Source organism: Microcoleus sp. MOSTC5 (genome assembly GCF_036701825.1).
Classification (GTDB): domain Bacteria; phylum Cyanobacteriota; class Cyanobacteriia; order Cyanobacteriales; family Microcoleaceae; genus Microcoleus; species Microcoleus asticus.
Window position 1 is genome coordinate 23,796 of the sequence record NZ_JAUBRK010000001.1, and the last position, 22,768, is coordinate 46,563.

Sequence of the window (22,768 nt, forward strand, 5' to 3'; positions counted from 1 at the left end):
TTCGTTGGAGAGGCAGGCATGAGCAGACGAGAAGGAAATAAACTTTACTCCTATATCATTAAATCTTGAAGACTACCAAATTTTTCAATGTTTCAATTTCGGGCTGTTAGTGGGAAAGCGGGGATTTCTGTTGCAGATTCTGGCAGAGGGGGGCGCAGACAAAGATAAACTAGCGGCCCTAACAGCGGAACTAGAGACACTGCCAAAAAAATGCGATCGTCCGAGAGTCTGCGGCGTGCCATGTCGTCTCCCAAAAGTGAGGGAAATATTACAGCCATCAAGCAACAATCCCAAGTTATTAAATGCACAAAAGGAATTGACTGCCACTGCCTGACATAATCTCCCCAATCTCCATTTAACCAAGCCCAAGCTAACAGCCAGATAGTAGTTAGTAAAAGTACAATGCCTGTCCAGCGGGAGTCTGATATTTTGAGCAACATATCTTTGCGGCCGGAAAATTGTGGCTGGGGCTGGCGGAGGAGTAAGTAGGGAATTAAGCCGATGATGCCGGCGCCGTTGGAAGCGAGGAAAGCAGGCCAAGCGGATATATTTTGGGTTTTCTCGTCAATAAATAGGAGGCAAGCGTAGACCATCGGCCAGACTCCCATGAGAGCGAATATGGTGACAAGGTAGGGGTTAATTCCTTCTAGCTGCAACTTGAGCATTTTTTCCATAACTGTTAACGTTCCGGGCCGATCGAGAGGAGCTAGCAGCAAGGTGTAGGCAGTAAATGTTGCCCACAGCAACCACAGAAACATTTTTGTTTTCATCAGATATAACGAGTAGTAGAAGCCGACTAAAGTAAATTATGGTAAAGTAGCCGCCGAGTTACCGCCGTCTATCTTAGGTGATAAGCAGTTCGATTGAAACAGCGGCTGCAAACCCCGTTTTAGTTCGGGAATGAAAGGCTCTACAGCAGGGGAGCATTACTTTAGGCAGACGCAGGAGCCGCGCCTGGGGAGATACATTTTAAAGAATCGGTTGTTTTCATTACATAACCCCTTAGCAAAGGAGTTTCAGCGGTGAACTTAATATCTGTAGAGGAACTCAAAGCGCTGGTACAACAATCTGCTGGATTGTGCGTTTCAATTTATATGCCAGTCGCTCAAGGAACAGAAATTCAACAAAACCCGATTCGGTTCAAAAATTTAATCAGAGAGGCTGAAGACAAAATAGTAGAGTACGGATTTGACAAAAAAGAAGCTGGGGAATTGCTAGAGCCAGTCCGAGCAGAAATTGACCGGGAAAACTTTTGGGAAAATCAAAGCAACCTGCTGGCGATTTTTGTCGGTTCGGGATTTTTCCGCTACTATAGCTGTCCGGTGGATTTTGAGGAATTAGTGGTTGTGAGCGACAATTTTCACGTCAAACCGCTGATGCCTTTGCTGACAGGAAATAATTTATTTTATGTTTTAGCTCTCAGTCAGAAGGAAGTGAGGCTGATTGAGTGTACGGCTTACAGTGCTAGGGAAGTTGAAGTTGAAAACTTGCCGCAAAGTCTTGAGGAGGCTCTGCAATATGACCCGACTGCTAAAGATGGTCAGTTTCGGATTGCTACTGCCAAAGGAGGCACTAATAATTCTGCTCAGCAGCCGGGAAGTTTTCACGGCCAAGGAAGTCCGGATCGAGATGAGCCGCAGCAGGAAATATTGCAGTATTTCCACATAATCGATGCCGCGCTGCACGAATATTTGCGGAATAAAAAAGCTCCTTTAGTGTTAGCTGGAGTTGAGTATTTGTTCCCGCTTTACCGAGAAGCAAATACCTACGCGCATTTAGTTGAAGAAGGAATTACAGGCAATCCGAAACTTCTCAAGCCGGAAGAGTTGCGGGCCGAAGCTTTACCGCTGGTGGAACCTTTGTTTTTGCAGGCTCAGTCAGAGGCGATCGCACAATACCGCGATCTGACAGGAAGCGATAAAATTTCTGCCGATCTGAAAGAAGCTGTTTCTGCTGCTTATTTTGGACGGGTAGATCGACTGTTTGTTGCTCTTGGCGTTCAGCAGTGGGGTACTTTTAATCCCGATACGAACGCGGTGCAAATCCACCCCGAGGCAGAATTGGGCGACGAAGATTTATTGAATGCGGCAGCAATTCAAACTATTCTCAACGGCGGAACTGTTTACGCGGTGCCGCCGGAAAAAGTGCCGGACGAGGCGCCTTTAGCTGCTATTTTTCGCTATTAATTTACCAGGTTTAAACCAATGGAATCTACTTCAATGACAAATTCTGACAAACAAAACCAAAGTAGCAGCGGCGATACCGAACGCTGGGCATCTTTAATAGGTGGCGGGGCGCTGGTGCTTTTTGGTTTGTCGCAGCGTTCTTTGAGAGGTGCTTTGCTGGCGGTTGCGGGCGGCGGTTTAGCTGCGCGCGGTCTGGGAGTTGTGGAGGGTTTGCAGTCGGCTGCCGATCCCAATCAAAGTATTAAAGTTGAAAAGACGGTGACGATCGACAAACCGGCGGATGAATTGTACCGTTTATGGCGCAATTTTGAAAATTTACCTCGGTTTATGAAGCATCTCAAACACGTTACGGTCATCGATGAAAAACGTTCTCACTGGATTGCTAGCGCGCCGATCGGCAACAGTGTGGAATGGGATGCAGAGATTGTCCGCGAAGAAGAAAATCGCTTAATTGCTTGGGCGTCTGTGGAAGGAGCTGATGTTGACAATTCTGGCTTTGTGCGCTTTCAACCGGCACCAGCGGGACGCGGTACTGAGGTAAAAGTTGTCATCGAATACAACCCTCCGGGCGGTGCAATTGGTGCTGGTGCTGCTAAACTATTTGGCGAAGCTCCCGAACAGCAAATTGCCAATGATTTGCGCCGCTTTAAGCAGTTGATGGAAGCTGGGGAAATAGCGACTACGGAAGGTCAACCTTCGGGCCGCAAGTAATCAGTTAGATGGTGTCCCCCGATCTAAGCATCTTTGTTGTTTACCGGATTAGCTGATGTCATCTCAAGTGGTTTTCGGAAATGCGGGCGCTGAAGGTGCAAGTCGGGGCGGTTGGTTTGCGGGTCACTTTATGACGCCGGGCGATGACCCGCGATCGACTTCTGTTTTAGAGGTAAAATGGGGCGCTCACCCCGCCGGAGATTCGAGGACTCAGTGGGCGGTAAATGCGGCAGCCACCACGCTTTCTATCCTGGTAAAAGGGCGGTTTCGCCTGCAATTTCCAGAGCAAGAAATCTTGCTGTCTCGCGAAGGAGATTATGCTCTCTGGCTGCCGGGAGTGCCTCATTATTGGTCTGCCGAGGAGGATTCGGTAATCGTGACTGTGCGGTGGCCTTCCCTACCGGGAGATAGTTCTGGAGTTAAGAATTAACTGTAATTTCGGGAACCAAAACGCGGCCGCTATAACCCGCGCGCTGGTAGCGATCGATCGCCTCTGATGCAATAACACCCGCTTTGCCGCTCTCCACCAGCGCTACGCAAGCACCGCCAAAACCTCCGCCCGTCAGCCTTGCGCCGAAGACTCCGGGAATTGACTGCAAGATTGCCGCCAGCGTGTCTACTGCCGGCACAGAAACTTCGTAGTCGTCGCGCTGGCTGGCGTGGGAAGCATTCATTAACTCGCCAAAACGCTCTGCTGGTAAAGATTTTACAGCTTCGAGCACGCGGTTGTTTTCGGTAACGACGTGCCGCGATCGCCTTCTGAGGGGTTCCGGCAATACTTCGACAGCTTGGGGGTCGGCGATATCCCTAAGAGCTTTAACTCCCAATATGCGCGCGGATTCCTCACACTCGGCGCGCCGCTGGTTGTAGCCGCTTCCTGCTGCCAGTTCGTGGCTTTCGCCACTGTCAATTATTAAAATTTCTGTGTTTGTGGGAAAAGGTATCGGGCGGCATTCGAGACTGCGGGTGTCGATCAGTAGCATGGTGTTGGTGTCTGCTAAACTCGATGCCATTTGATCCATGATCCCGCAGTTCAAGCCGGCATACCGGATTTCGACTTGCTGTCCGATTTGAGCTAGCCGCACGTCGTCTAGGGGGAGGTTCAGCAGCGCGCGCAGTCCTCTGAGGGTTGCTATTTCTAAAGCGGCGCTGCTGGACAAACCGGCTCCGATCGGCACAGTCGACGTAATGTAGAGATTTATTGGCGGTATTTTGTATCCTTCTTTTTCTACAAGTCTCAGGCAGCCACAGATATAACTGACGAATTTTTGCGGTATGGTATCGTCGTCTGAAAAATTTATGAGTTCGTCATATTCTGCTGAATAAACATGGTGGCGATCGTCGCTGCTGAAGCCGATTTGTACTGTTGTGCGCTGGGGAATCGCAGTTGGAAGTACAAATCCATCGTTGTAATCTGTGTGTTCGCCCAGCAGGTTTACTCTGCCGGGGGCGCTGGCTGTGGTTTTGGGTAATGTACCAAATACTCGTTGGAATTTCATTTTTGGGGAATTGGTTATTGGTTATTGGTTATTTGTTATTGGTTATTTGTTATTTGGAAAAACAGCTATCCGTGTATCCGTGACTTCCGTGTCGTGCTGTTGGGGATTGGGGATAAACAAATTTATTTTTTATCGTTTGTCCTTATTATAGTGCCCAAGTTTTTTGGTTAATTCAACCCCTGTTAACAAAAATAAACATCACCGTAGGTTGGGAAAAGATATTGAGCTGTGATAGAATGACAGGCTAAGATTTCTCCAACAATTCAAAAAATGCGATCGACCAGACCCCGGAAACAGTTTGCTCAACATTGGCTCAAAAGCGAGAAAGCCTTAGATAAGATTGTAAAAGCAGCTTCTTTGGATGGCGATCGCGTCCTGGAAATTGGGCCGGGCACGGGGATTTTGACTCGGCGCTTGCTGCCGGCGGCTGAGTCTGTTGTTGCTGTGGAGATCGATCGAGATTTGTGTCTCAAGCTAGCCAAACAACTCGGCAAAACCGACAATTTTTTACTGCTGCAAGGCGACATCCTGGAAATGGACTTAGAAGCTGAACTAACGGCCTTTCCCAAATTCCAAAATCCCAATAAAGTTGTTGCCAATATTCCTTATAATATTACCGGCCCGATCCTGCAAAAACTGCTGGGAACGATATCTGTTCCTGCTGCTAAACCCTTCGATTCTATCGTGCTGTTAGTGCAGAAAGAAGTCGCCCAAAGGCTTTACGCTAAACCGGGTTCTACAGCTTTTGGCGCGCTGTCAGTGCGGGTGCAGTATTTAGCAGAATGCGAGTTAATTTGCGATGTACCGTCTAAAGACTTTTTCCCCCCGCCAAAAGTCGATTCTGCCGTGGTGCGGCTGCTTCCCAGACAGATAGAAACTGCGGCGGTTAATCCGCGTTATTTGGAGAATTTAGTTAAATTGGGATTTGGTAGCAAGCGCAAGATGCTGCGAAATAATTTGAAAGGGGCTGTGGATTTAGATAAACTCGTTCAATTGTTAGAAGAGTTACAGATAAATCCTCAATCTCGGGCTGAAGATTTAAGCGTGGCGCAATGGGTAAATTTGAGTAATAATATGATGTGCGAGGTTTGAAGTTCAGGATTTTGTGAGAAACCCGACTTCTTAAAGTCCTGCGGGTATCTGGGTATTCTGTTTTTTGAGATGGGCTTACTTATTTCAGCCTCATGGGAATTTTAATAATAAATTCCGCACCTTGCCCCGGTGCAGAAATACACTGCAATTCGCCTTTATGTCTTGCTGTGATAATTTGATAGCTGATCGATAAACCCAATCCTATACCTTTGCCTACTGGTTTAGTGGTAAAAAATGGATTAAATAACTGGTTCCTCACGGATTCTGTTATTTCTGACCCGTTATTGCTAATTCGGATTTCTACCACTTGACTCTCTAGAATTTGAGTAGAAATTTTGATCGCGCGGGGATTAGCTTCACTGGTTGCAATCGACGCGCTGTGGCTGTCCTCTTCTAAAGCATCAATGGCATTAGCCAGGATATTCATAAACACTTGATTTAGCTGTCCGGGATAGCACTCTATTTGGGGTAAATTGCCATATTCTTTGAGAACTTGAATGCTCACAAAACCCGGATTAGCATTCAACCTGCTTTGCAAAATCATCAGTGTGCTGTCAATTCCTTCGTGAATGTCGGCTAATTTCATTTCTGCTTCATCATGGCGAGAAAAAATTCGCAGCGACTTGACAATACCGAGAATGCGCTCAGCACCTTTTTTTATAGAAATTAATATTTTGTGCAGGTCAGATTTGATAAAATCTAAATCTACAGACTTGAGTTTTTCTTTAACTACGGGTAGGGGATTGGGATAATGCTCATGATAGATATTGACCACTTCTAGCAAACTATCGGCATACTCGCGAGCGGGAGTAACATTCCCGTAAATAAAGTTAATCGGATTGTTGATTTCATGAGCAACCCCAGCGACCAATTGCCCTAAACATGACATTTTTTCGCTCTGAATGAGGTTGGATTGAGCCTGCTTCAATTCAGACAATGCTTGTTCGAGCTGTTGAGTTTGACATTTTAACTCTGCGGTGCGTTCCTCAACTCGAATTTCTAATTCTTCTTTAGCTTTTTGTAGTGCAGCTTCTGCTAATTGGCGCTCCACAATTTCAGCTCCTAGGAGTCGGTTGGCGAATTCTAAATGTTGAGTTTGAGACTTTAACTCTGCGGTGCGTTCCTCAACTCGAATTTCTAATTCTTCTTTAGCTTTTTGTAGTGCACATTCTGCTAATTGGCGCTCCACAATTTCCGCTTCTAGGAGTCGGTTGGCGGATTCTAACTGGGCGGGACTGGGAAGTGCTAGGGCTTGAGGGATTAAGTCTACCAAAAGTATGGCTGTAGCAAATGAAATCATGGCAGTAATTGCTTTCATTGTTCCTGACATCCAATAGGTAGGATGCCAAAGCGTCCAAACTTCAAATATGTGAGTGATCCCGCAGGCGACGATAAAGGCTCCAAACATCGCAAAGATCCAATCAAAGGGTAAATCTTCGCGTTTGGAAATAAAATAAACCAATGTAATCGGGATGGAAAAATACGCCAGTGCAATGATCGAATCTGAGGTAAGGTGAAGCCAGACTAACGGGGTCTGCCAGAGATAGCAGTGACCGTGAGGAATAAATGACCCGGAACTAAAAAAAGTTTTCCACATTTCCTGCATAATATTTCCTTTGAGTTGTGAGAAAATGGACTCGGACTGGTGTCAATTAATTTCAACCAGGGGTTTATTTCACCTGCGGCTTAATCACCTATGCGTTCATATTCTCTGTTAGCTTCAGCAAAAATCAATCTATATCTGGAAATCATAGGCGATCGCCCCGACGGATATCACGAATTGGCGATGGTACTTCAAAGCATAGATTTAGCCGATCGAATTGACTTGCGCGCGATCGGTACGGACACGATTCGCGTGCGCTGCGATCACCCACAAGTCCCTCCTGATAAGAATAACCTGGCCTACCGGGCGGCGGATTTGTTGGCGAAGCAATTCCCCGATGCTTTGGCAAAATACGGCGGAGTCGAGATTGCCATTCACAAGCAGATTCCGGTGGCCGCGGGGCTCGCCGGCGGTTCTGCAAATGCGGCCGCGGTTTTAGTCGGGATGGATTTGCTGTGGCAATTGGGACTTACTCACTCGGAGTTGCAAGAGTTGGGGGGAACTTTGGGTTCGGATGTGCCTTTTTGCATTGCTGGAGGTACGGCTTTGGCAACTGGTCGCGGGGATAAACTGTCGCCTCTGCCTGATTTGGCGGGCTTTTCTGTGGTGTTGGCAAAGTACCGCAATCTCAGTATTTCTACTGCATGGTCGTATCAAACTTATCGCCAGCAGTTCAGTAGTTCCTATTGTGCAGCGGAAGATTTGGAGTGCCGCCGGGAACGGCTGCATTCGGGCCCGATGGTGGGGGCGATCGCCCAAAAAGATCGATCGAAAATTGGTCAATTGCTGCACAACGATTTAGAAAAAGTTGCTTTGCCCGTGTACCCGCAGGTGTTGCAGTTGCGGGAGGCTTTTGAGTCGGCGGGGGTTGTGGGCACGATGATGTCGGGTTCCGGGCCGACGGTGTTTGCGCTGGCGGAGTCTCCAGAGCAGGCTCAGCAAATTTTAGAACGGGTTAAAAGTGCGATCGCTTCTCCAGATTTGGATTTTTGGGTAGCAAAGTTTAGCAATACTGGAATTCAGATTTTTTCGGAGGGAAACGAGAGGAAACCGCCGATTTCGAGGGCGTAACTCGAAGAGGGTGCGATCGCAATCTGAGTTAAATGCGTCTAACAGGCGATTGTCAAGATGAATCTAACTTTGCGCAGAGTCTATTGAGATCGAATAACTGATAAAATGCCATGAAACACGGATTTTAATTTTGGTGAATTAACCAGAAATCTAAAATCTAAAATCTAAAATCTAAAATCGCAATGGCTGATTTAACTAATCCTAATTCTAGTTCTCAACCTCCAAGTTCTACTGAGGATGCTTTGCCGCCCAAGTCGCCGACGGTATTGCGGTGCCTGACTGGTTCGCTGATGGCTGGCAGCATTGCGGTACCTTTGTACGCGCTAACTATGTCGATCGCTCAAAGTTTTGCAAGTAAGCCAGTTCATTCCGACAATATTACTGCGATTAAAATTTCGGTAGCCGTGCGAACTTTGGTAGTAGGAATGGCTGCTTTGGGCACTGGCGTTTTTGCTATGGCGGCGGTGGGTTTGATGCTGCTGGCCGGGCAAATTTTGATTCAAAATTTGGTAAAAAAACCCACAGGTTGAAGTCTACAGGTTAAAAAAATCGGGCTACACAAACTCTCGTCCGCAAGGCAAAGAGTGAATAGTAAGATCGAAGCAATGGAATTATTTACGATCGGACACTCCAATCTGAGTATTGAAGCGTTTGTTTTGCTGCTGCAACAACACGGAATTACGGCGGTTGCGGACGTGCGATCGCATCCGTTCAGCCGTTATTTACCTCATTTTAATAAATCCGAAATTAAAGCTTCTCTGTCAAGTGTCGGCATTCAATATGTTTTTTTAGGCAAAGAGTTGGGCGCGAGGCCGGAGGATTTAAGCTGTTACGATTCTAGCGGTAAAGCGTTATACGATCGCATAGCAGCAACTTCTCTATTTGCCGCAGGAATTCAGCGCTTGCTCAAAAGCGCAGCCAATTATAAAATCAGTTTAATTTGTGCGGAAAAAGACCCGATTACTTGTCATCGGACTATTTTAGTTTGCCACAAAGTCAGAGAATTTAATTTAGAAATTAATCACATTCTGTCAGATGGAACTTTAGAATCGCACCAGCATTTAGAAGAAAGACTTTTGAGCAAGTTTAACAAAGAACCAACAAAAGCTGAGCCTATTCAGCTCAGCTTTTTTAAATTAGAACCTGATGTTAAAACTAAAAAAGTTGATTTAGAAACAGCTTATTATCGTCACGGATTGGAAATCGCTTATGTCAGAAAAACAAACTATTAATTGATTTATCAAATATGTCGCCGTTGGCGAATTTTGCTAAGCCAAAATATTTAAATTTATGCCCGCAAAACCTAATTTTGTAGGGACGCAATGCGCCCATTACTGCTAGAAGTAGCGCGTCAAACGATTTTTCGCATAAGTCCTGAACAACTCTTGACATCGCATACATTTATAAACTAAGGTACAGCCCTCCATGCCCAACCTATTTTTATAAATTTTGTTCGATTTTAAAGTAGTTCGTGGTATAATTCTGCGGGACTGTAGCAGGAAGGGGTGCTTTTTGATGAAAGCAGAATTTTATTTTGACTGTCACAAATATATTTGCAGTTTAGTTCAAGTAGATTTTGTCAAAGAATTAAAAATAAAAAATCATCAAGGTTTTGTTTTGGCTGTTAAGCAAGGACAAAAGATTGGGCTTTTGGGAAAAAGTCGCCATAATGCTAAACAAGTTGATGTATCTAAGCCGCATTTTTATAATGTAATTAAAGCAGCAATGAGCGCTTTGGAATTAGAAACTAAAAATGAGGTGATATTAGAGAGAAATCGAACTCTTGCTGATGCGGAAGAAATGATTCAGCAGCAAAACCGAGAAATTCGCGTTCTTAACGAACAGCTTAGAATGCTTGCGACTAAGATTGAGGAATTGTCAAGGGAAAAGCAGCAGTTATCAATGCAGCTAGTAGAAAAGGAAATCAGAGAAACTGAAATCAGTCAAGAAATTGATAACTTTCCTGCTACCGAGGAAGATTTACCGGCAGAAATTGAGCATCGGATTGGAGAAGCTGAAATTAATGAAAAAATTGAAGAATTGTCGGTTCAAGCTTCTGGGTTAGCCGTGCAGTTAATCGCAAATAAACAGAATTCGGAGGATATTGAGGAAGAGGAAGAAATCAGCGGGGGCGAGGTTGAAATTTTTGATTTAGAAATTATAGAAGAAGTAGAAGAAACTATCAAAAAAGTAGAAGTTCAAGGAGGCGAAAGTGAAATTAAGCGACTGCCTAAAAGACCTTCCAACAGAAAAATGAGAAAGAAATCTTAATGCTTTAGTTATATAGCAATCCTCGCATCATTTGTGAATTTCTTACGGGCTTCCAGCGGGTTCGGGGAGGGTTGGGGTGGGGTAAAATTTTACGAGTCCTTTAGGATTGCTATATAACTCGTTTAATTGTGGCGATCGCATTTGCGCAAAATAGGTCAGCAGTTAAGCGAAAAAATCCCTCGCAACTCGCCAGTTTTCCCCCCGCAGCCTGCCCACAACAGAATTTTGACAATTATCCAGGGCGATCAGTAAAATTACAGGTACGAGCAAACTATTGTCAGCAGCATTAAATCCTTCAGTCATTAGTCGTTTGCCAACAGTCACATAATTGTTGACAATATTGCACAATAGATAAAATTGTAAATATATAGCACCTGCGTTTTTTTTGACCGCTTATGAATAGCAAATTCCTCGATCGACTCCACCACCCCTCACGCCCCGTCATCGTCTTCGACGGCGCGATGGGAACCAACCTGCAAGTCCAAAACCTCACCGCAGAAGACTTCGGCGGCAAAGAATACGAAGGCTGCAACGAATATCTCGTCCACACCAAACCGGAAGCTGTCGCCAACGTGCACCGGGGATTCCTCGAAGCAGGGGCCGATGTCATCGAAACAGACACCTTTGGCGCTGCTTCCATCGTACTCGCCGAATACGATTTAGCAGACAAAGCATATTATCTCAACAAAACTGCCGCCGAACTCGCCAAGGGTATCGCCGCCGAATTTTCCACCCCAGAAAAGCCTCGATTTGTCGCAGGATCGATCGGGCCAGGCACCAAATTGCCCACATTAGGACACATCGATTTCGACACACTCACCGCTGCTTTTGCGGAACAAGCAGAAGGACTATATGACGGCGGCGTTGACTTATTTATTGTCGAAACTTGTCAAGATGTGCTGCAAATTAAATCAGCATTAAATGCCATTGAAGAAGTATTTAAGAAAAAAGGTGCGCGGATTCCGTTAATGGTATCAGTCACAATGGAAGCCACCGGCACAATGTTAGTCGGTTCCGATATCAGCGCCGCCCTAGCCATTTTGCAGCCCTATCCCATAGATATCTTAGGCCTCAACTGCGCCACCGGGCCCGATCGCATGGCCGAACACGTCAAATACCTTTCCGAACATTCGCCCTTCGTCGTTTCCTGCGTTCCCAACGCTGGTTTACCCGAAAACATCGGCGGCCACGCGCACTACAAACTCACGCCAATAGAATTAAAAATGGCCTTGATGCGCTTTGTCGAAGACTTAGGCGTGCAAGTCATCGGCGGCTGCTGCGGCACCCGCTACGATCACATCCGCGAACTATCAGAAATTGGCAAAACTCTTAAACCCAAAATCCGCGAATTTACTTGGGAACCTTCCGCCGCTTCAATTTACACCGCCCAACCCTACGAACAAGAGAATTCCTTCTTAATTGTCGGCGAAAGACTCAACGCCAGCGGTTCCAAAAAATGCCGCGATTTGCTAAACGCCGAAGACTGGGACGGTTTAGTAGCAATGGCCAGGGAACAAGTGCGAGAAGGCGCGCACATTCTCGATGTCAACGTGGATTATGTCGGCCGCGACGGCGTGCGAGACATGAAAGAATTAGTCTCCCGCGTTGTGACTAATGCCACTCTCCCTTTAATGCTGGATTCCACCGAATGGGAAAAGATGGAAGCAGGCTTAAAAGTTGCGGGCGGCAAATGTTTGCTGAATTCAACTAACTACGAAGACGGAGAACCGCGTTTTTATCAAGTTTTGGAGTTGGCGAAAAAATACGGCGCGGGCATAGTTATCGGGACAATTGACGAAGACGGGATGGCCAGAACTGCTGACCAAAAATTTGCGATCGCCCAGCGCGCATATAACGCCGCTGTCGCCTACGGAATTCCCGCCGAGGAAATCTTTTTTGACACCCTAGCTTTGCCCATTTCCACCGGGATTGAAGAAGACAGAAAAAACGGCAAAGCTACCATCGAATCCATCCGCCGCATTCGCCAAGAATTGCCAGGATGTCACGTAATTTTAGGAGTTTCTAACATCTCCTTCGGCTTGAATCCGGCGGCGCGGCAAGTTTTGAATTCCATGTTTTTGCACGAAGCAATGCAAGCCGGGATGGACTCAGCAATTGTCAGCCCTAATAAGATTTTGCCGATCGCCAAAATCGACCCCAAACACCAAGAAATCTGCCGTAAACTGATTTATGACGAACGGGAGTTTGACGGCGATATTTGCGTTTACGACCCCTTGGGCGACCTGACAACGGTGTTTGCGGGCAAAACCACCAAGCGCGATCGGACAGAAGACGCAAACCTCCCGGTAGAAGAACGCCTGAAGCAGCACATCATCGACGGCGAACGCATTGGACTAGATATCCAACTCGCCAAAGCATTAGAAACCTATCCGCCCCTCCACATTATCAATACCTTCTTGCTAGACGGCATGAAAGTAGTCGGAGAATTGTTCGGTTCGGGACAAATGCAATTGCCATTTGTATTGCAGTCAGCAGAAACCATGAAAGCGGCAGTTGCCTATTTAGAACCGCACATGGAAAAGTCCGAATCCGGGGACAATGCCAAAGGAACATTCATCATCGCTACTGTCAAAGGCGACGTTCACGATATCGGCAAAAACTTAGTTGATATTATCTTATCAAACAACGGCTACCGAGTGATTAACTTGGGAATTAAACAGCCTGTTGACAATATCATCGAAGCCTACGAAAAGCACAAAGCCGACTGTATAGCGATGAGTGGCTTGCTGGTAAAATCCACCGCATTCATGAAAGAAAATCTGGAAGTATTCAACCAGAAAGGAATCACTGTACCCGTAATTTTGGGCGGCGCGGCTTTGACTCCCAAGTTTGTGCATGAAGACTGCCAAAACACCTACAAAGGTAAAGTTGTTTACGGCAAAGATGCGTTTTCGGACTTGCATTTTATGGACAAACTCATGCCAGCAAAATCTGCTGGTAAGTGGGAAGATTTGCAAGGATTTTTAGATGAAATAGGGCATGAGAATGGGGCGGTTAAAGAAGCTAAAGCTTCGCCAGAAACTTCTGTAGAAGATGCGAATAAAGCAGACACTCCTGTGGTGATAGATACCAAGCGATCCGAAGCAGTTTCAGCAGATATCGATCGCCCGACTCCTCCTTTCTGGGGAACAAAACTGTTGCAGGGAGAAGACATCCCCTTTGAGGAGATTTTCTGGCACTTAGATTTGCAAGCCTTAGTTGCCGGTCAGTGGCAGTTCCGCAAGCCAAAAGACCAATCGCGGGAAGAATACGATGCTTTCTTAGCTGAGACAGTTTATCCGATATTGGAAGAGTGGAAGCACAAAATTCTCACCGAAAAGTTACTGCATCCGCAAGCAATTTACGGGTATTTTCCCTGTCAAGCTGAAGGCAATTCTTTGCATTTGTACGATCCGCAAATTATGAATGGCGGGCAAGATGTATCGACACCCGCTGCAACATTCACATTTCCCCGGCAAAAATCGGCGCGCAGGCTGTGCATTGCGGACTTCTTCGCGCCCAAAGAATCGGGTAAAATCGATGTATTTCCGATGCAAGTAGCGACAGTGGGAGAAGTTGCTACAGAGTACGCGCAAAAGCTATTTGCTAACAATCAATATACCGACTATCTCTACTTTCACGGGTTAGCGGTGCAGACGGCGGAAGCAATCGCAGAATGGACTCACGCGCGAATTCGGCGGGAATTGGGATTTGGTAGCGAAGAACCGGACAACATTCGCGATATGCTAGCGCAAAGATATCGCGGTTCGCGGTACAGTTTTGGCTATCCCGCTTGTCCGAACATGGCGGATCAGTACAAGCAACTGGAATTGTTAAAGTGCGATCGCATCAACCTCTACATGGATGAAAGCGAACAACTTTATCCCGAACAATCAACAACCGCAATTATCACCTATCACCCAGCAGCCAAATACTTCACCGCTTAATTTCTACTGTGCGTCGCCCGCACATTCCTCGGTGAAACATTTTACTCATTACCAGGCTCTGCCTCCACTTAAAAACCTGGAGGCTCTGCCTCCAGAAATGCGTTTTCTGGTAGAATCTGGGAACGAGAAACCCACAAAAAAGCACCTTAAAAAAAGTGCTTTCATGAATATAAACTTTTCATGTCCGATCGAACTTTTACGAGTGATGCCGGGGAGTGCGCGCGCCCGCAGATGCTCCTACCATCGAAGCAACTAAACCCAATAGCGAGCCGAACAAAAACGACCAACCAGCTTTTGCAGCATTACCAGCAATATTGCGAGCATCCTGAGCAGATACGTTAGGTGCTCGGTTCGGCAAATCCACCCCGCCCTGCTGCGCTTGATTAATCGCTTCTCCCGCATTCGCAGCTATTACGCCAAAAGTACCGGCCACGCCATTTGCTAACAGCCAAGAGCCAATTGTTAGCGTAGTAGCCCACAAAATTGCTCCATTTAAAAGCGCTGTGTTGCGATTCATCGGGCCGCAAGCGCGAGCAGTTACCCAACCGCCAACAGCCAAGCTAATTAACAAACTAATAATTGACCAAATTCCGACCCCGGTACCTACGTCTCCTGAAATAGTGCGCGGAGCTCCTGAATTAGCAATATTGCTCAACCCGATCGCAGCGCCCAATGCACTTAAAACTAATTGCGTGCCGATCGCAATTACCAAACCTGAAAAAATCGGACCCCACCGCACTCGATCGTGGTATTCCATGACTGAATTCACCACCACAGGCTCGGTACCAACGTTATCTACAGGTCTATTTACATATGACATAGGTTTTTCTTTCCTCTGAGAGTTGCTTTAATTTTTAACAATCTTTCACCTAAGCATTGATCGTGGCTGAGATTGATAAAAACTATATCTGCCTGGGGAAATAACCAGTATCTATGTCTGAAGAAAGAAACAAAAAAGTCATCAGCCCTCAGCCAGCCACTAATGACAGATGACAGATGACTGATGACCGATAACTATTTTATCCAGTTAGAAAAGTTCGTGGACGTATACAGGAAAGACAGCTTAACGCAATCTTACAGCCGTTCCAACGGCAGTAATCAGCAGCAAAGCTCCGCTCGAGTCTACATTAATCGTGCCGGTGTCAACTTCCACGCCGATTACGGCATTAGCGCCCAGGCGCTGAGCCCGTTTTTCGAGTTCCGCGAGGGCATCTCGCTGTCCTTTGAGAAACACTTCCTCGTAACTGCCGGTGCGCCCGCCGATGATGTCGCGAATGCCCGCGAAGAAATCTCGCAGGGCGTTGGTGCCGTAAACCACCTCAGCAGTTACAATTCCCAGGTAAGATTGAATTTCTGCTCCTTGGATGATATCAGTTGTTGTTACAATCATCAGTTGGCCTCAATCACGAAAATTTTGAGTGGGTCTTGTTCTGTAGATTTACTACATCTCGCCACTCAAAAATTCCTGGTAAACCATAAGTTGTCAGCTTGGCAAGCTGGCAGCAATTCGCTCTTTAATTCCACACACTCTTTGAAACAAATGGCCGTGCACAAACAAAGTCTCTTGGTATTCAGTACGCTTTTGGTAGCGGGACTCGCTGTTGCAGCGCCGCAGATAGCACTCTCAGCAGAAACGTCAGTTGAAGTCAACCCTCAAAAAAATTCAAATTTAGATGCTCTGCTGCGACAAGGGCGCGAGTTGGTAGATTTAGGAGACTACAGTAAGGCGATCGCCATTTATCAGGAAGCGGCACGTTTAGATAGGGAAAACCCCCGCATTTTTTCTGGTATTGGCTATTTAGAAGCGCGTCAGGGCAACTATCAAGCCTCAGTGGAATTTTACCAACAAGCGATCAGTCTCGAACCGAACAATGCTGACTTCCAATACGCCTTAGGATATGCTATGGCGAATTTGCAAAACTATCCCGCAGCAGCCGCTGCTTACCGCCGCGCCGCTGTGCTCGATCGCAAAAATGTCAATGCCCGGATCGGTCTGGGAGTGGTACTCTTTCAGCAAAAAGATTACAGCGGTTCTTTTAAAGCATACCAAGAGGCGATCGCCCTCGATCCGAAAAGTTGGCAAGCTTATTCTTCTATGGGTTTAGTATTGATGCAGCAGGGAAATTTTGCCAGTGCAGTTACCGTGCTCCTAGAAGCAGCCGAACTCGCTCCCAAACAGCCCAGCGTCCAGTTAAAATTAGGTACTGCTTTGCTGCGGAGTGGTCACGCTTCCGAAGGACTAGCAGCTTTTGAAGAAGCTGCCAAATTGGAGCCCCGGAATCCTGAAGTGCAGTTAGAAATTGGCGAACTTCTCAAGGCTCAAAACGACTTCGACGGAGCACTGATAGCTTATCAGCGGGCTATTGCGGTGCGACCTAATTTAGTGGCAGCACACGCAGGAATCGGGGAAATTCAACTGGAAAAACAAGATTTTTTAGGAGCGATTAACACTTTTCGCCGAGTGATTCAGCTCGATCCAGACCGGGCAGAAGCTTATTACAATATGGGTACGGCACTCAAAGCGCGCGATCGCAAATCCGAAGCAATTGAAGCTTTTCAACAAGCCCTCGACACATACCGCCAGCAAGGCAACAATGATGGTGCAGAAAAAGCTGAGACAGCATTGCGGGAACTAAAGTAATATTTCTCAATGTACTAATTGGTAATTGGTAATTACCAATTGGTAATTTGCTAGCAGTTTTGAGTGTTGAGCAAGTAATTTTCTTAAGGCTTCACTCCTTCCAATCGCAGCGTTGGGAGGAAGGAATCAATCTCAAAACTGTTTCTATTCCCTATTCCCTATTCCTTATATCCTCTTCCTTCTTCCTTCTTCCTTTCTTTCTTTGTTTTATTTTTTTATAATTCGCAGATAAACGCGGCTAAGTGCAGTATAATATTGGCGCGATTTGAGAATGGCGATCGCTCTATAAATTCAAGAGAAAATAAGCGGGATCGCACAGTAGCATTTGGTAAAAACTCCATCTTTTGTAAGATGCTAAAACAGCTTCCTGAAGGTGAATCTATTTCTATTGATAGAGACTGCCAAGTTGTTAACATTTGTAAAATAAGCAAAATATCTTATCCCCAGAGCTTCATCTATGCAAACGTATGACGTGATTATCATAGGAGCAGGTCACAACGGACTGGTCTGCGCCTCTTATCTCCTCAAAGCTGGATATACCGTCCTGTTGTTAGAAAAACGTTCAGTTCCCGGCGGCGCGGCAACTACTGAAGCTGCGATTCCCGAATTGCCGGATTTTAAATTCAATATGTGCGCGATCGACCACGAATTTATCCATTTAGGGCCAGTTGTAGAAGAATTAGAACTGGAAAAACACGGTTTAGAATATCTTTTCTGCGATCCAGTTGCCTTTTGTCCGCATCCCGACGGCAAATATTTCTTAGCGCACAAATCTGTAGAAAAAACTTGTGCAGAAATTGCCCGCTACAACGAGCGCGATGCTAAAAAATATGCAGAATATACAGACTTTTGGCAGCGGGCTTTAGGTGCAATGGTTCCGATGTTTAATGCGCCACCAAAATCCATCATAGATATTCTGGGCAACTACGATATTGCAAAGATCAAAGATTTATTGTCAGTCATCGGTTCCCCCGACAAAACGCTGGACTTTGTTCGCACCATGCTCACCAGCGCTGAAGACCTTCTCAACGAGTGGTTTGACGAGGAATTTATCAAAGCACCCCTAGCAAGATTCGCCGCAGAACTCGGCGCGCCTCCTTCGCAAAAAACTCTGGCTGTAGGCGCAATTATGCTGGCAATGAGGCACAATCCCGGCATGGCAAGACCGCGCGGAGGGACGGGTGCATTAGTGCAAGCGCTGCTTAGTGTAGTGAAAAAATACTCGGGTGTGGTACTTACCGACCAGCACGTCGAGAAAATATTAGTTGATGACGGTCGCGCTGTGGGAGTTCGTGTTGCCAACGGCACGGAATACCGCGCTACAAAAGGTGTCATTTCTAATATTGATGCGAAGCGCTTGTTTCTGCATTTAATGGATGATAGCGATGTCGATGCTGCTGACCCGAATTTGCGGGAAAGATTGGAGCGCAAAATTGTTAACAACAACGAGACTATTCTCAAAATAGACTTAGCTCTCAATGAAGCGCCTAGATTCGAGCGCTGGAATCATCGGGACGAATATTTAATCGGGTCGGTTTTAATTGCAGACTCGGTGAGACACGTTGAAATAGCTCACAGCGACCCTTCAATTGGCAGAATTCCCGACTCAGACCCATCCATGTATGTGGTGTTTCCGACGGTACTAGACCCGTCAATGGCTCCCCCCGGACATCATACGGCTTGGATTGAATTTTTTGCTCCTTACATGATCGAAAATGCTGAAGGAACTGGCCAGCACGGTACGGGTTGGACGGATGAGCTGAAAAACAAAGTTGCCGATCGCTGCATTGATAAATTAGCCGAATACGCGCCAAATATCAAAAATGCAATTATCGGCCGCCACGTGGAAAGTCCGGCGGAATTGGGAGAGCGTTTGGGCGCTTTGAAGGGAAATTATTATCACGTTGATATGACGCTAGATCAAATGATATTTTTCCGTCCTTTACCGGAGTTGGCGAATTACAAAACGCCGATCGACGGTTTGTTTCTCACAGGGGCGGGAACTCATCCGGGCGGATCGATTTCGGGTATGCCGGGACGCAATACCGCTCGCGTTTTCATGCACTCGCAGCAGCCTTTCGCGCAGACTTTAGCAGATGCGGCTAATACTCTGAAAGCGAAGGGTAAGTCGGTATTTCGGAGTAATGAGAAGTAAGATTTTTAGCAAGCGCAGATGAACGCAGATAAACGCAGATGAATCACATCTGCGTTTGTTTGTATTCATTTATCAGTCTGTGAGTGCGATAATTTTTTCTGGTTGATTCCCTGTGAAGGGAAAACGATTTGCGATCGCCCTCAATACCCTTTCTAAATTGGAGCATCTTTGGCGATCGGTGGCGGTGGTTCGCGTTCCCTCTCATCTGTTAAAATATTTTGGCATCCGAGATCACATTCCATTGATAAAATTCTCAATATTAGAAGAACAAGTTAACGCTGAAGGCATTTTTAAACTTAGCGCCGCAGCCAAACCTCTAATTTAGCAGAACAGGCAAGTCGCTGTTAAAAGTCGCTCCCCATCTGCGGATAAGGGCGATCGCCACCGATCCCCCAGCATCTCAGATTCTCGTAAATTCATACTTTATGCGGATGAAAGCGCTCGCCCAAAGTTGAGAGACTGAAACATGGCGTTACCCTTTTTTGAGCGATGGCAAACCAAGTTTTGATTGTCGGCGGGCGGGGACGAATTGGCAGTAGCGTTGCCCAAGACCTTGTTACCCATACCGATGCAGAAATTACTATTACCGGACGCAACCCTGAAGGCTCTATTACGCCGGGATTGCCACCAGATAGGGTGCACTATCAAGCTTTAGATTTAGCAGACAGTGCAGCCCTGCACCAAGCGGTTTCATCTTCTAACCTCGTCGTTCACTGTGCCGGGCCTTTTCACTACCGAGATGCTAGTGTACTGAAAACTTGCATAGAAGCAGGTGTTAATTATACTGATGTCAGCGACAGCCGCAGTTTTACTCGCAGAGCTTTAGAATTGCGCGAAACTGCTAAGAATGCTGGGATTACGGCTATTATTAATACGGGAATTTTTCCAGGTGTTTCTAACAGCATGGTGCGCCGAGATGTGGAACAATTAGATGAAGCAGAACACATCCATTTGAGTTATGTAGTCGGAGGTTCTGGCGGTGCTGGCGTTACCGTCATGAGAACTACTTTTTTAGGCTTGCAAACTCCTTTTGAGGTGTGGGCCGATCGCAAGTGGCAGCAAGTAAAACCCTACAGCGATCGCGAAACAATTGAATTTCCCACACCCTACGGCAAAACAGGCGTTTACTGGTTCGATATGCCGGAAGCAATCACTTTGCCCGAGACTTTCCCCGTTAAATCCGTTGTGACTAAATTTGGTACGTCTCCCGACCTTTACAATCACCTTACTTGGTTTGTTGCCAAGTATTGGCCGGCTAGCTGGCTCAAAAATAACGGAGTTATTGAATTTCTCTCCTACGTCAGTTACGGGATGACCAGTGTTACTAATAGTTTTAGTGGGGTTGGTGTCGCAGTGCGATCGCAAGTGAGCGGTCTCAAAAACGGTCAACCCGCTAAAGTTTGCTCGACAGCGATACACCCAAATGCTGCCGCCGCTACGGGCATCGGTACTGGTAGCATAGCTCAATTAATGTTAGAAGGAAAACTGGAAAAACCTGGCGTTTGGTCGGTAGAGCAAGCTCTTTCTACCGAATTATTTGAACAAGCAATGCAGAGCCGCAACCTGAAGATTAATCAAGAATCTTTGTAACTTTTGGCTTGAAATGCGTTGGGATGTTTGTCGAGTTGCGAATAACTGAAATGGCGTAGCAACCTCAATCAGGCTTTCATAATTACAGGCTTTTGGATCTGCGATCCCAGAAAGGTTATTTGTTGTGGAACGGGCAATCCTAGCCTGTGACTGAGCATGGTAGCTGATGTAAGGAATCTTCTATTTAGGAGCGGAGCGAACTAATCTATCTTTTGGTAGAAGTAAACTTAACGAGCAGGAGTTTAATATATTTCACAACACGGTAAATATCCCTTTTCGCTGTCTCAGGGCGCAGCACTTGCAACAAAAGTTGCCCCGATCGCTAAATTATGAAATGTGCGATCGCAGTGAAGGGGTGACAAACACCATAATTTTTGCGGAAAAATACCAGGAGAAGTTGATATGAAGCGGGTTTTAAAAGCTCTCGGACAAACATTGAGCCAAAGCATTTTGCTGGTCTGTACGCTGGCTTTCATTGGTCTGCTAGGTCTAGCGGTAGTACCCAGTCAGGCTGCTTACGCAGGTCAAGACAAGAGTCACGCGCCGCAAGAAGCTAAAATTACTGACCCCGCAGAAAGTTTCGAGGATCTCAATCCCCAAGCAGCTTACGATGAAATAGTCAAAACCTCTCAAAACCCTGCAAAGGCCGAGAAAGCTTACGACGAAAGCTTACAGGAGTACAAGGGAGAACACCCGCAAGAAAACATAGTTCAAAAAGCTGAAGGTTTGATCGAAAAAGTCACGGGCAAGGACTAAATCTACAGTTTTCTATCTCACCCAAGTGCCTGGTAAATACTGACCTTCGGTGAGTATACAATTGAGCCGAGCTCAGGACTCACTTGAAACTAATTATGTAAGGTGCGCAATGCGCACCTTACCGCGTTAGAGGAGCGTGTCAAACCACTTTTTGCGTTCAAAAGGGTTTTGTGGTTCCCCTGTTTATTTGAGCTAGCAGGTTCATCCTTAAGGCAGATGAATAGATATTAATTTAAAAGGTAAATTTAATAATAACTACAGTTACATAAAGGAAATAAATATCATGAGCGATGACAAAAAAACGGTACATGAACCTGATGCTAACCTCGACCCGCTTTCCGGGGAAAAAGGGGCTCATCCAGTAGGAACGGGTATTGGTGCGGCGAGTGCGGGTGCTGCGGGTGCTGCGATCGGCGGTGCGATCGGTGGGCCTGTAGGAGCAGTTGTGGGCGCTGTTGTGGGTGCGTTTGGCGGCGGTTTGGCCGGCAAAGGTGTGGCCGAGGCGATCGACCCCACGGTAGAAGAGGCTTACTGGCAAACCAACTACAGTTCCCGTCCTTACGTGGACACGGGCGCGACTTACGACGACTATCAGCCTGCATACCGTACCGGTTATGAGGGATACAGCCGCTATGCCGGTACTGGTAAGAGCTTCAACGAGAGCGAAAACGATTTGCAGCGCGACTACGAAACAAATCGCGGTAAGTCTAATGTGGCTTGGGAAAAAGCGAAGCACGCCACGCGCGACGCTTGGGATCGCGTGGAACGCGCTGTTCCTGGCGACATTGACAAAGACGGCCGCTAAGGGCTGACGCCAAGTATTTCTCAGTCTGGGACGCACACAAACTCCAGCTTTTCGGGTTTTTTACCCCTGGTGGGGAATGCAGCGAAGTGTTTTGATAAAAAAACCCGGTTGCTGCGTCTTGGACTGTTGTTGATACCTGGGACTATTTTTAACGCGAGTTTAGCTAAGTTTTTGGGGATTTTCAGCCCCTCTCTACATCGGGGAGGGTATTTTTATGCTCCGTGAAAATCGCATTTTTCAGCACGATTTTTATTTCACAGGAGTACGAGCCGCAGAGTACCAAGCGAGATATAGAGGCTTTGCTGTGCGGGACGATCGCACTCCTAAAAAACGCTTAGTACAAAATCGGGATGCTTCTGTTTGAGATGGGCATTTTTTTTTGACTGTTAGCCTTAAAATTAAACTAATTCAGGACTGAGGCATCGATCGCATATTTCTGTC

Annotated in this window: 22 protein-coding genes; 16 read left to right on the plus strand and 6 right to left on the minus strand. The window is 46.5% G+C overall.

Annotation, left to right across the window (positions count from 1 at the left end; all coding sequences use genetic code 11):
* Positions 1–92: 92 nt before the first annotated feature.
* Positions 93–770: a DUF2834 domain-containing protein gene (locus QUA54_RS00120; protein WP_333412325.1), complete on the minus strand. Its 678-nt coding sequence runs from the start codon at positions 768–770 to the stop codon at positions 93–95.
* A gap of 252 nt (positions 771–1,022) precedes the next feature.
* On the opposite strand from QUA54_RS00120, the gene QUA54_RS00125 reads away from it, so the two are divergent.
* Genes QUA54_RS00125 through QUA54_RS00135 form a run of 3 tightly spaced genes read left to right on the plus strand, consistent with a single transcriptional unit; the run spans position 1,023 to position 3,327 of the window.
* Positions 1,023–2,186, plus strand: coding sequence for a baeRF3 domain-containing protein (locus tag QUA54_RS00125; RefSeq protein WP_333412327.1), 1,164 nt, complete (start codon positions 1,023–1,025; stop codon positions 2,184–2,186).
* An 18-nt stretch (positions 2,187–2,204) separates the two neighbouring features.
* Positions 2,205–2,897, plus strand: a complete 693-nt coding sequence (locus QUA54_RS00130) for an SRPBCC family protein (RefSeq protein ID WP_333412329.1) — start codon at positions 2,205–2,207, stop codon at positions 2,895–2,897.
* A 55-nt stretch (positions 2,898–2,952) separates the two neighbouring features.
* Entirely contained in the window at positions 2,953–3,327 is a 375-nt protein-coding gene (locus tag QUA54_RS00135) for a signal peptidase I (protein ID WP_333412331.1), read from the plus strand.
* Here QUA54_RS00135 and galK read toward each other — a convergent pair.
* On the minus strand, positions 3,317–4,396 hold the full coding sequence (galK, locus tag QUA54_RS00140; protein ID WP_333412333.1) for a galactokinase: 1,080 nt from the start codon (positions 4,394–4,396) through the stop codon (positions 3,317–3,319). The two genes, QUA54_RS00135 and galK, sit on opposite strands and share 11 nt — an antisense overlap.
* Before the next feature lie 270 nt (positions 4,397–4,666).
* Here galK and rsmA point away from each other — a divergent pair, with 270 nt between their 5' ends.
* A complete protein-coding gene (rsmA, locus tag QUA54_RS00145) occupies positions 4,667–5,488 on the plus strand; it encodes a 16S rRNA (adenine(1518)-N(6)/adenine(1519)-N(6))-dimethyltransferase RsmA (RefSeq protein WP_333193329.1) in 822 nt (273 codons plus the stop codon).
* Positions 5,489–5,567: 79 nt separating this feature from the next.
* Here rsmA and QUA54_RS00150 read toward each other — a convergent pair whose 3' ends face one another.
* On the minus strand, positions 5,568–7,094 hold the full coding sequence (locus QUA54_RS00150; RefSeq protein ID WP_333412335.1) for an ATP-binding protein: 1,527 nt from the start codon (positions 7,092–7,094) through the stop codon (positions 5,568–5,570).
* A 90-nt stretch (positions 7,095–7,184) separates the two neighbouring features.
* On the opposite strand from QUA54_RS00150, the gene ispE reads away from it, so the two are divergent.
* The 4 genes from ispE (at position 7,185) to QUA54_RS00170 (ending at position 10,433) form a co-directional block, all read left to right on the plus strand.
* Positions 7,185–8,162 (plus strand): 4-(cytidine 5'-diphospho)-2-C-methyl-D-erythritol kinase, encoded by a 978-nt coding sequence (ispE, locus tag QUA54_RS00155; RefSeq protein WP_333412336.1) that lies wholly within the window; start codon positions 7,185–7,187, stop codon positions 8,160–8,162.
* A 182-nt stretch (positions 8,163–8,344) separates the two neighbouring features.
* The gene (locus tag QUA54_RS00160) at positions 8,345–8,692 is read left to right on the plus strand and encodes a DUF3082 domain-containing protein (protein ID WP_333412337.1); all 348 of its coding nucleotides are present in this window, start codon (positions 8,345–8,347) and stop codon (positions 8,690–8,692) included.
* A 75-nt stretch (positions 8,693–8,767) separates the two neighbouring features.
* Entirely contained in the window at positions 8,768–9,394 is a 627-nt protein-coding gene (locus tag QUA54_RS00165) for a DUF488 domain-containing protein (protein WP_333412584.1), read from the plus strand.
* Between the two features lie 283 nt (positions 9,395–9,677).
* Positions 9,678–10,433, plus strand: coding sequence for a hypothetical protein (locus tag QUA54_RS00170; RefSeq protein WP_333412338.1), 756 nt, complete (start codon positions 9,678–9,680; stop codon positions 10,431–10,433).
* A gap of 162 nt (positions 10,434–10,595) precedes the next feature.
* On the opposite strand, the gene QUA54_RS00175 is transcribed toward QUA54_RS00170, so the two are convergent.
* Positions 10,596–10,736 carry a hypothetical protein gene (locus QUA54_RS00175; protein WP_333412340.1) on the minus strand — a complete coding sequence of 47 codons (141 nt, stop codon included), beginning with the start codon at positions 10,734–10,736 and terminating at the stop codon, positions 10,596–10,598.
* 92 nt (positions 10,737–10,828) lie between these two features.
* Here QUA54_RS00175 and metH point away from each other — a divergent pair, with 92 nt between their 5' ends.
* Positions 10,829–14,380: a methionine synthase gene (gene metH, locus QUA54_RS00180; protein WP_333412341.1), complete on the plus strand. Its 3,552-nt coding sequence runs from the start codon at positions 10,829–10,831 to the stop codon at positions 14,378–14,380.
* A 196-nt stretch (positions 14,381–14,576) separates the two neighbouring features.
* Here the strand turns inward: metH and QUA54_RS00185 are convergent, their stop codons facing one another.
* Positions 14,577–15,200, minus strand: coding sequence for a hypothetical protein (locus QUA54_RS00185; protein ID WP_333193308.1), 624 nt, complete (start codon positions 15,198–15,200; stop codon positions 14,577–14,579).
* 243 nt (positions 15,201–15,443) lie between these two features.
* Positions 15,444–15,770 (minus strand): YbjQ family protein, encoded by a 327-nt coding sequence (locus tag QUA54_RS00190; protein ID WP_172184303.1) that lies wholly within the window; start codon positions 15,768–15,770, stop codon positions 15,444–15,446.
* Between the two features lie 150 nt (positions 15,771–15,920).
* On the opposite strand from QUA54_RS00190, the gene QUA54_RS00195 reads away from it, so the two are divergent.
* The 7 genes from QUA54_RS00195 (at position 15,921) to QUA54_RS00225 (ending at position 22,691) form a co-directional block, all read left to right on the plus strand.
* The gene (locus QUA54_RS00195; protein WP_333412343.1) at positions 15,921–17,021 is read left to right on the plus strand and encodes a tetratricopeptide repeat protein; all 1,101 of its coding nucleotides are present in this window, start codon (positions 15,921–15,923) and stop codon (positions 17,019–17,021) included.
* A gap of 457 nt (positions 17,022–17,478) precedes the next feature.
* Entirely contained in the window at positions 17,479–19,176 is a 1,698-nt protein-coding gene (gene crtO, locus QUA54_RS00200; RefSeq protein ID WP_333412345.1) for a beta-carotene ketolase CrtO, read from the plus strand.
* A 112-nt stretch (positions 19,177–19,288) separates the two neighbouring features.
* Positions 19,289–19,501 (plus strand): hypothetical protein, encoded by a 213-nt coding sequence (locus tag QUA54_RS00205; RefSeq protein WP_333412346.1) that lies wholly within the window; start codon positions 19,289–19,291, stop codon positions 19,499–19,501.
* A 164-nt stretch (positions 19,502–19,665) separates the two neighbouring features.
* Positions 19,666–20,766 carry a saccharopine dehydrogenase NADP-binding domain-containing protein gene (locus QUA54_RS00210; protein ID WP_333412348.1) on the plus strand — a complete coding sequence of 367 codons (1,101 nt, stop codon included), beginning with the start codon at positions 19,666–19,668 and terminating at the stop codon, positions 20,764–20,766.
* 402 nt (positions 20,767–21,168) lie between these two features.
* On the plus strand, positions 21,169–21,522 hold the full coding sequence (locus tag QUA54_RS00215) for a hypothetical protein (protein ID WP_172184314.1): 354 nt from the start codon (positions 21,169–21,171) through the stop codon (positions 21,520–21,522).
* 283 nt (positions 21,523–21,805) lie between these two features.
* Complete coding sequence (locus QUA54_RS00220) at positions 21,806–22,327, plus strand: hypothetical protein (RefSeq protein ID WP_333193290.1); 522 nt, start codon at positions 21,806–21,808, stop codon at positions 22,325–22,327.
* A gap of 214 nt (positions 22,328–22,541) precedes the next feature.
* Positions 22,542–22,691 (plus strand): hypothetical protein, encoded by a 150-nt coding sequence (locus tag QUA54_RS00225; protein ID WP_333412351.1) that lies wholly within the window; start codon positions 22,542–22,544, stop codon positions 22,689–22,691.
* The last annotated feature ends 77 nt before the right edge of the window (positions 22,692–22,768 follow it).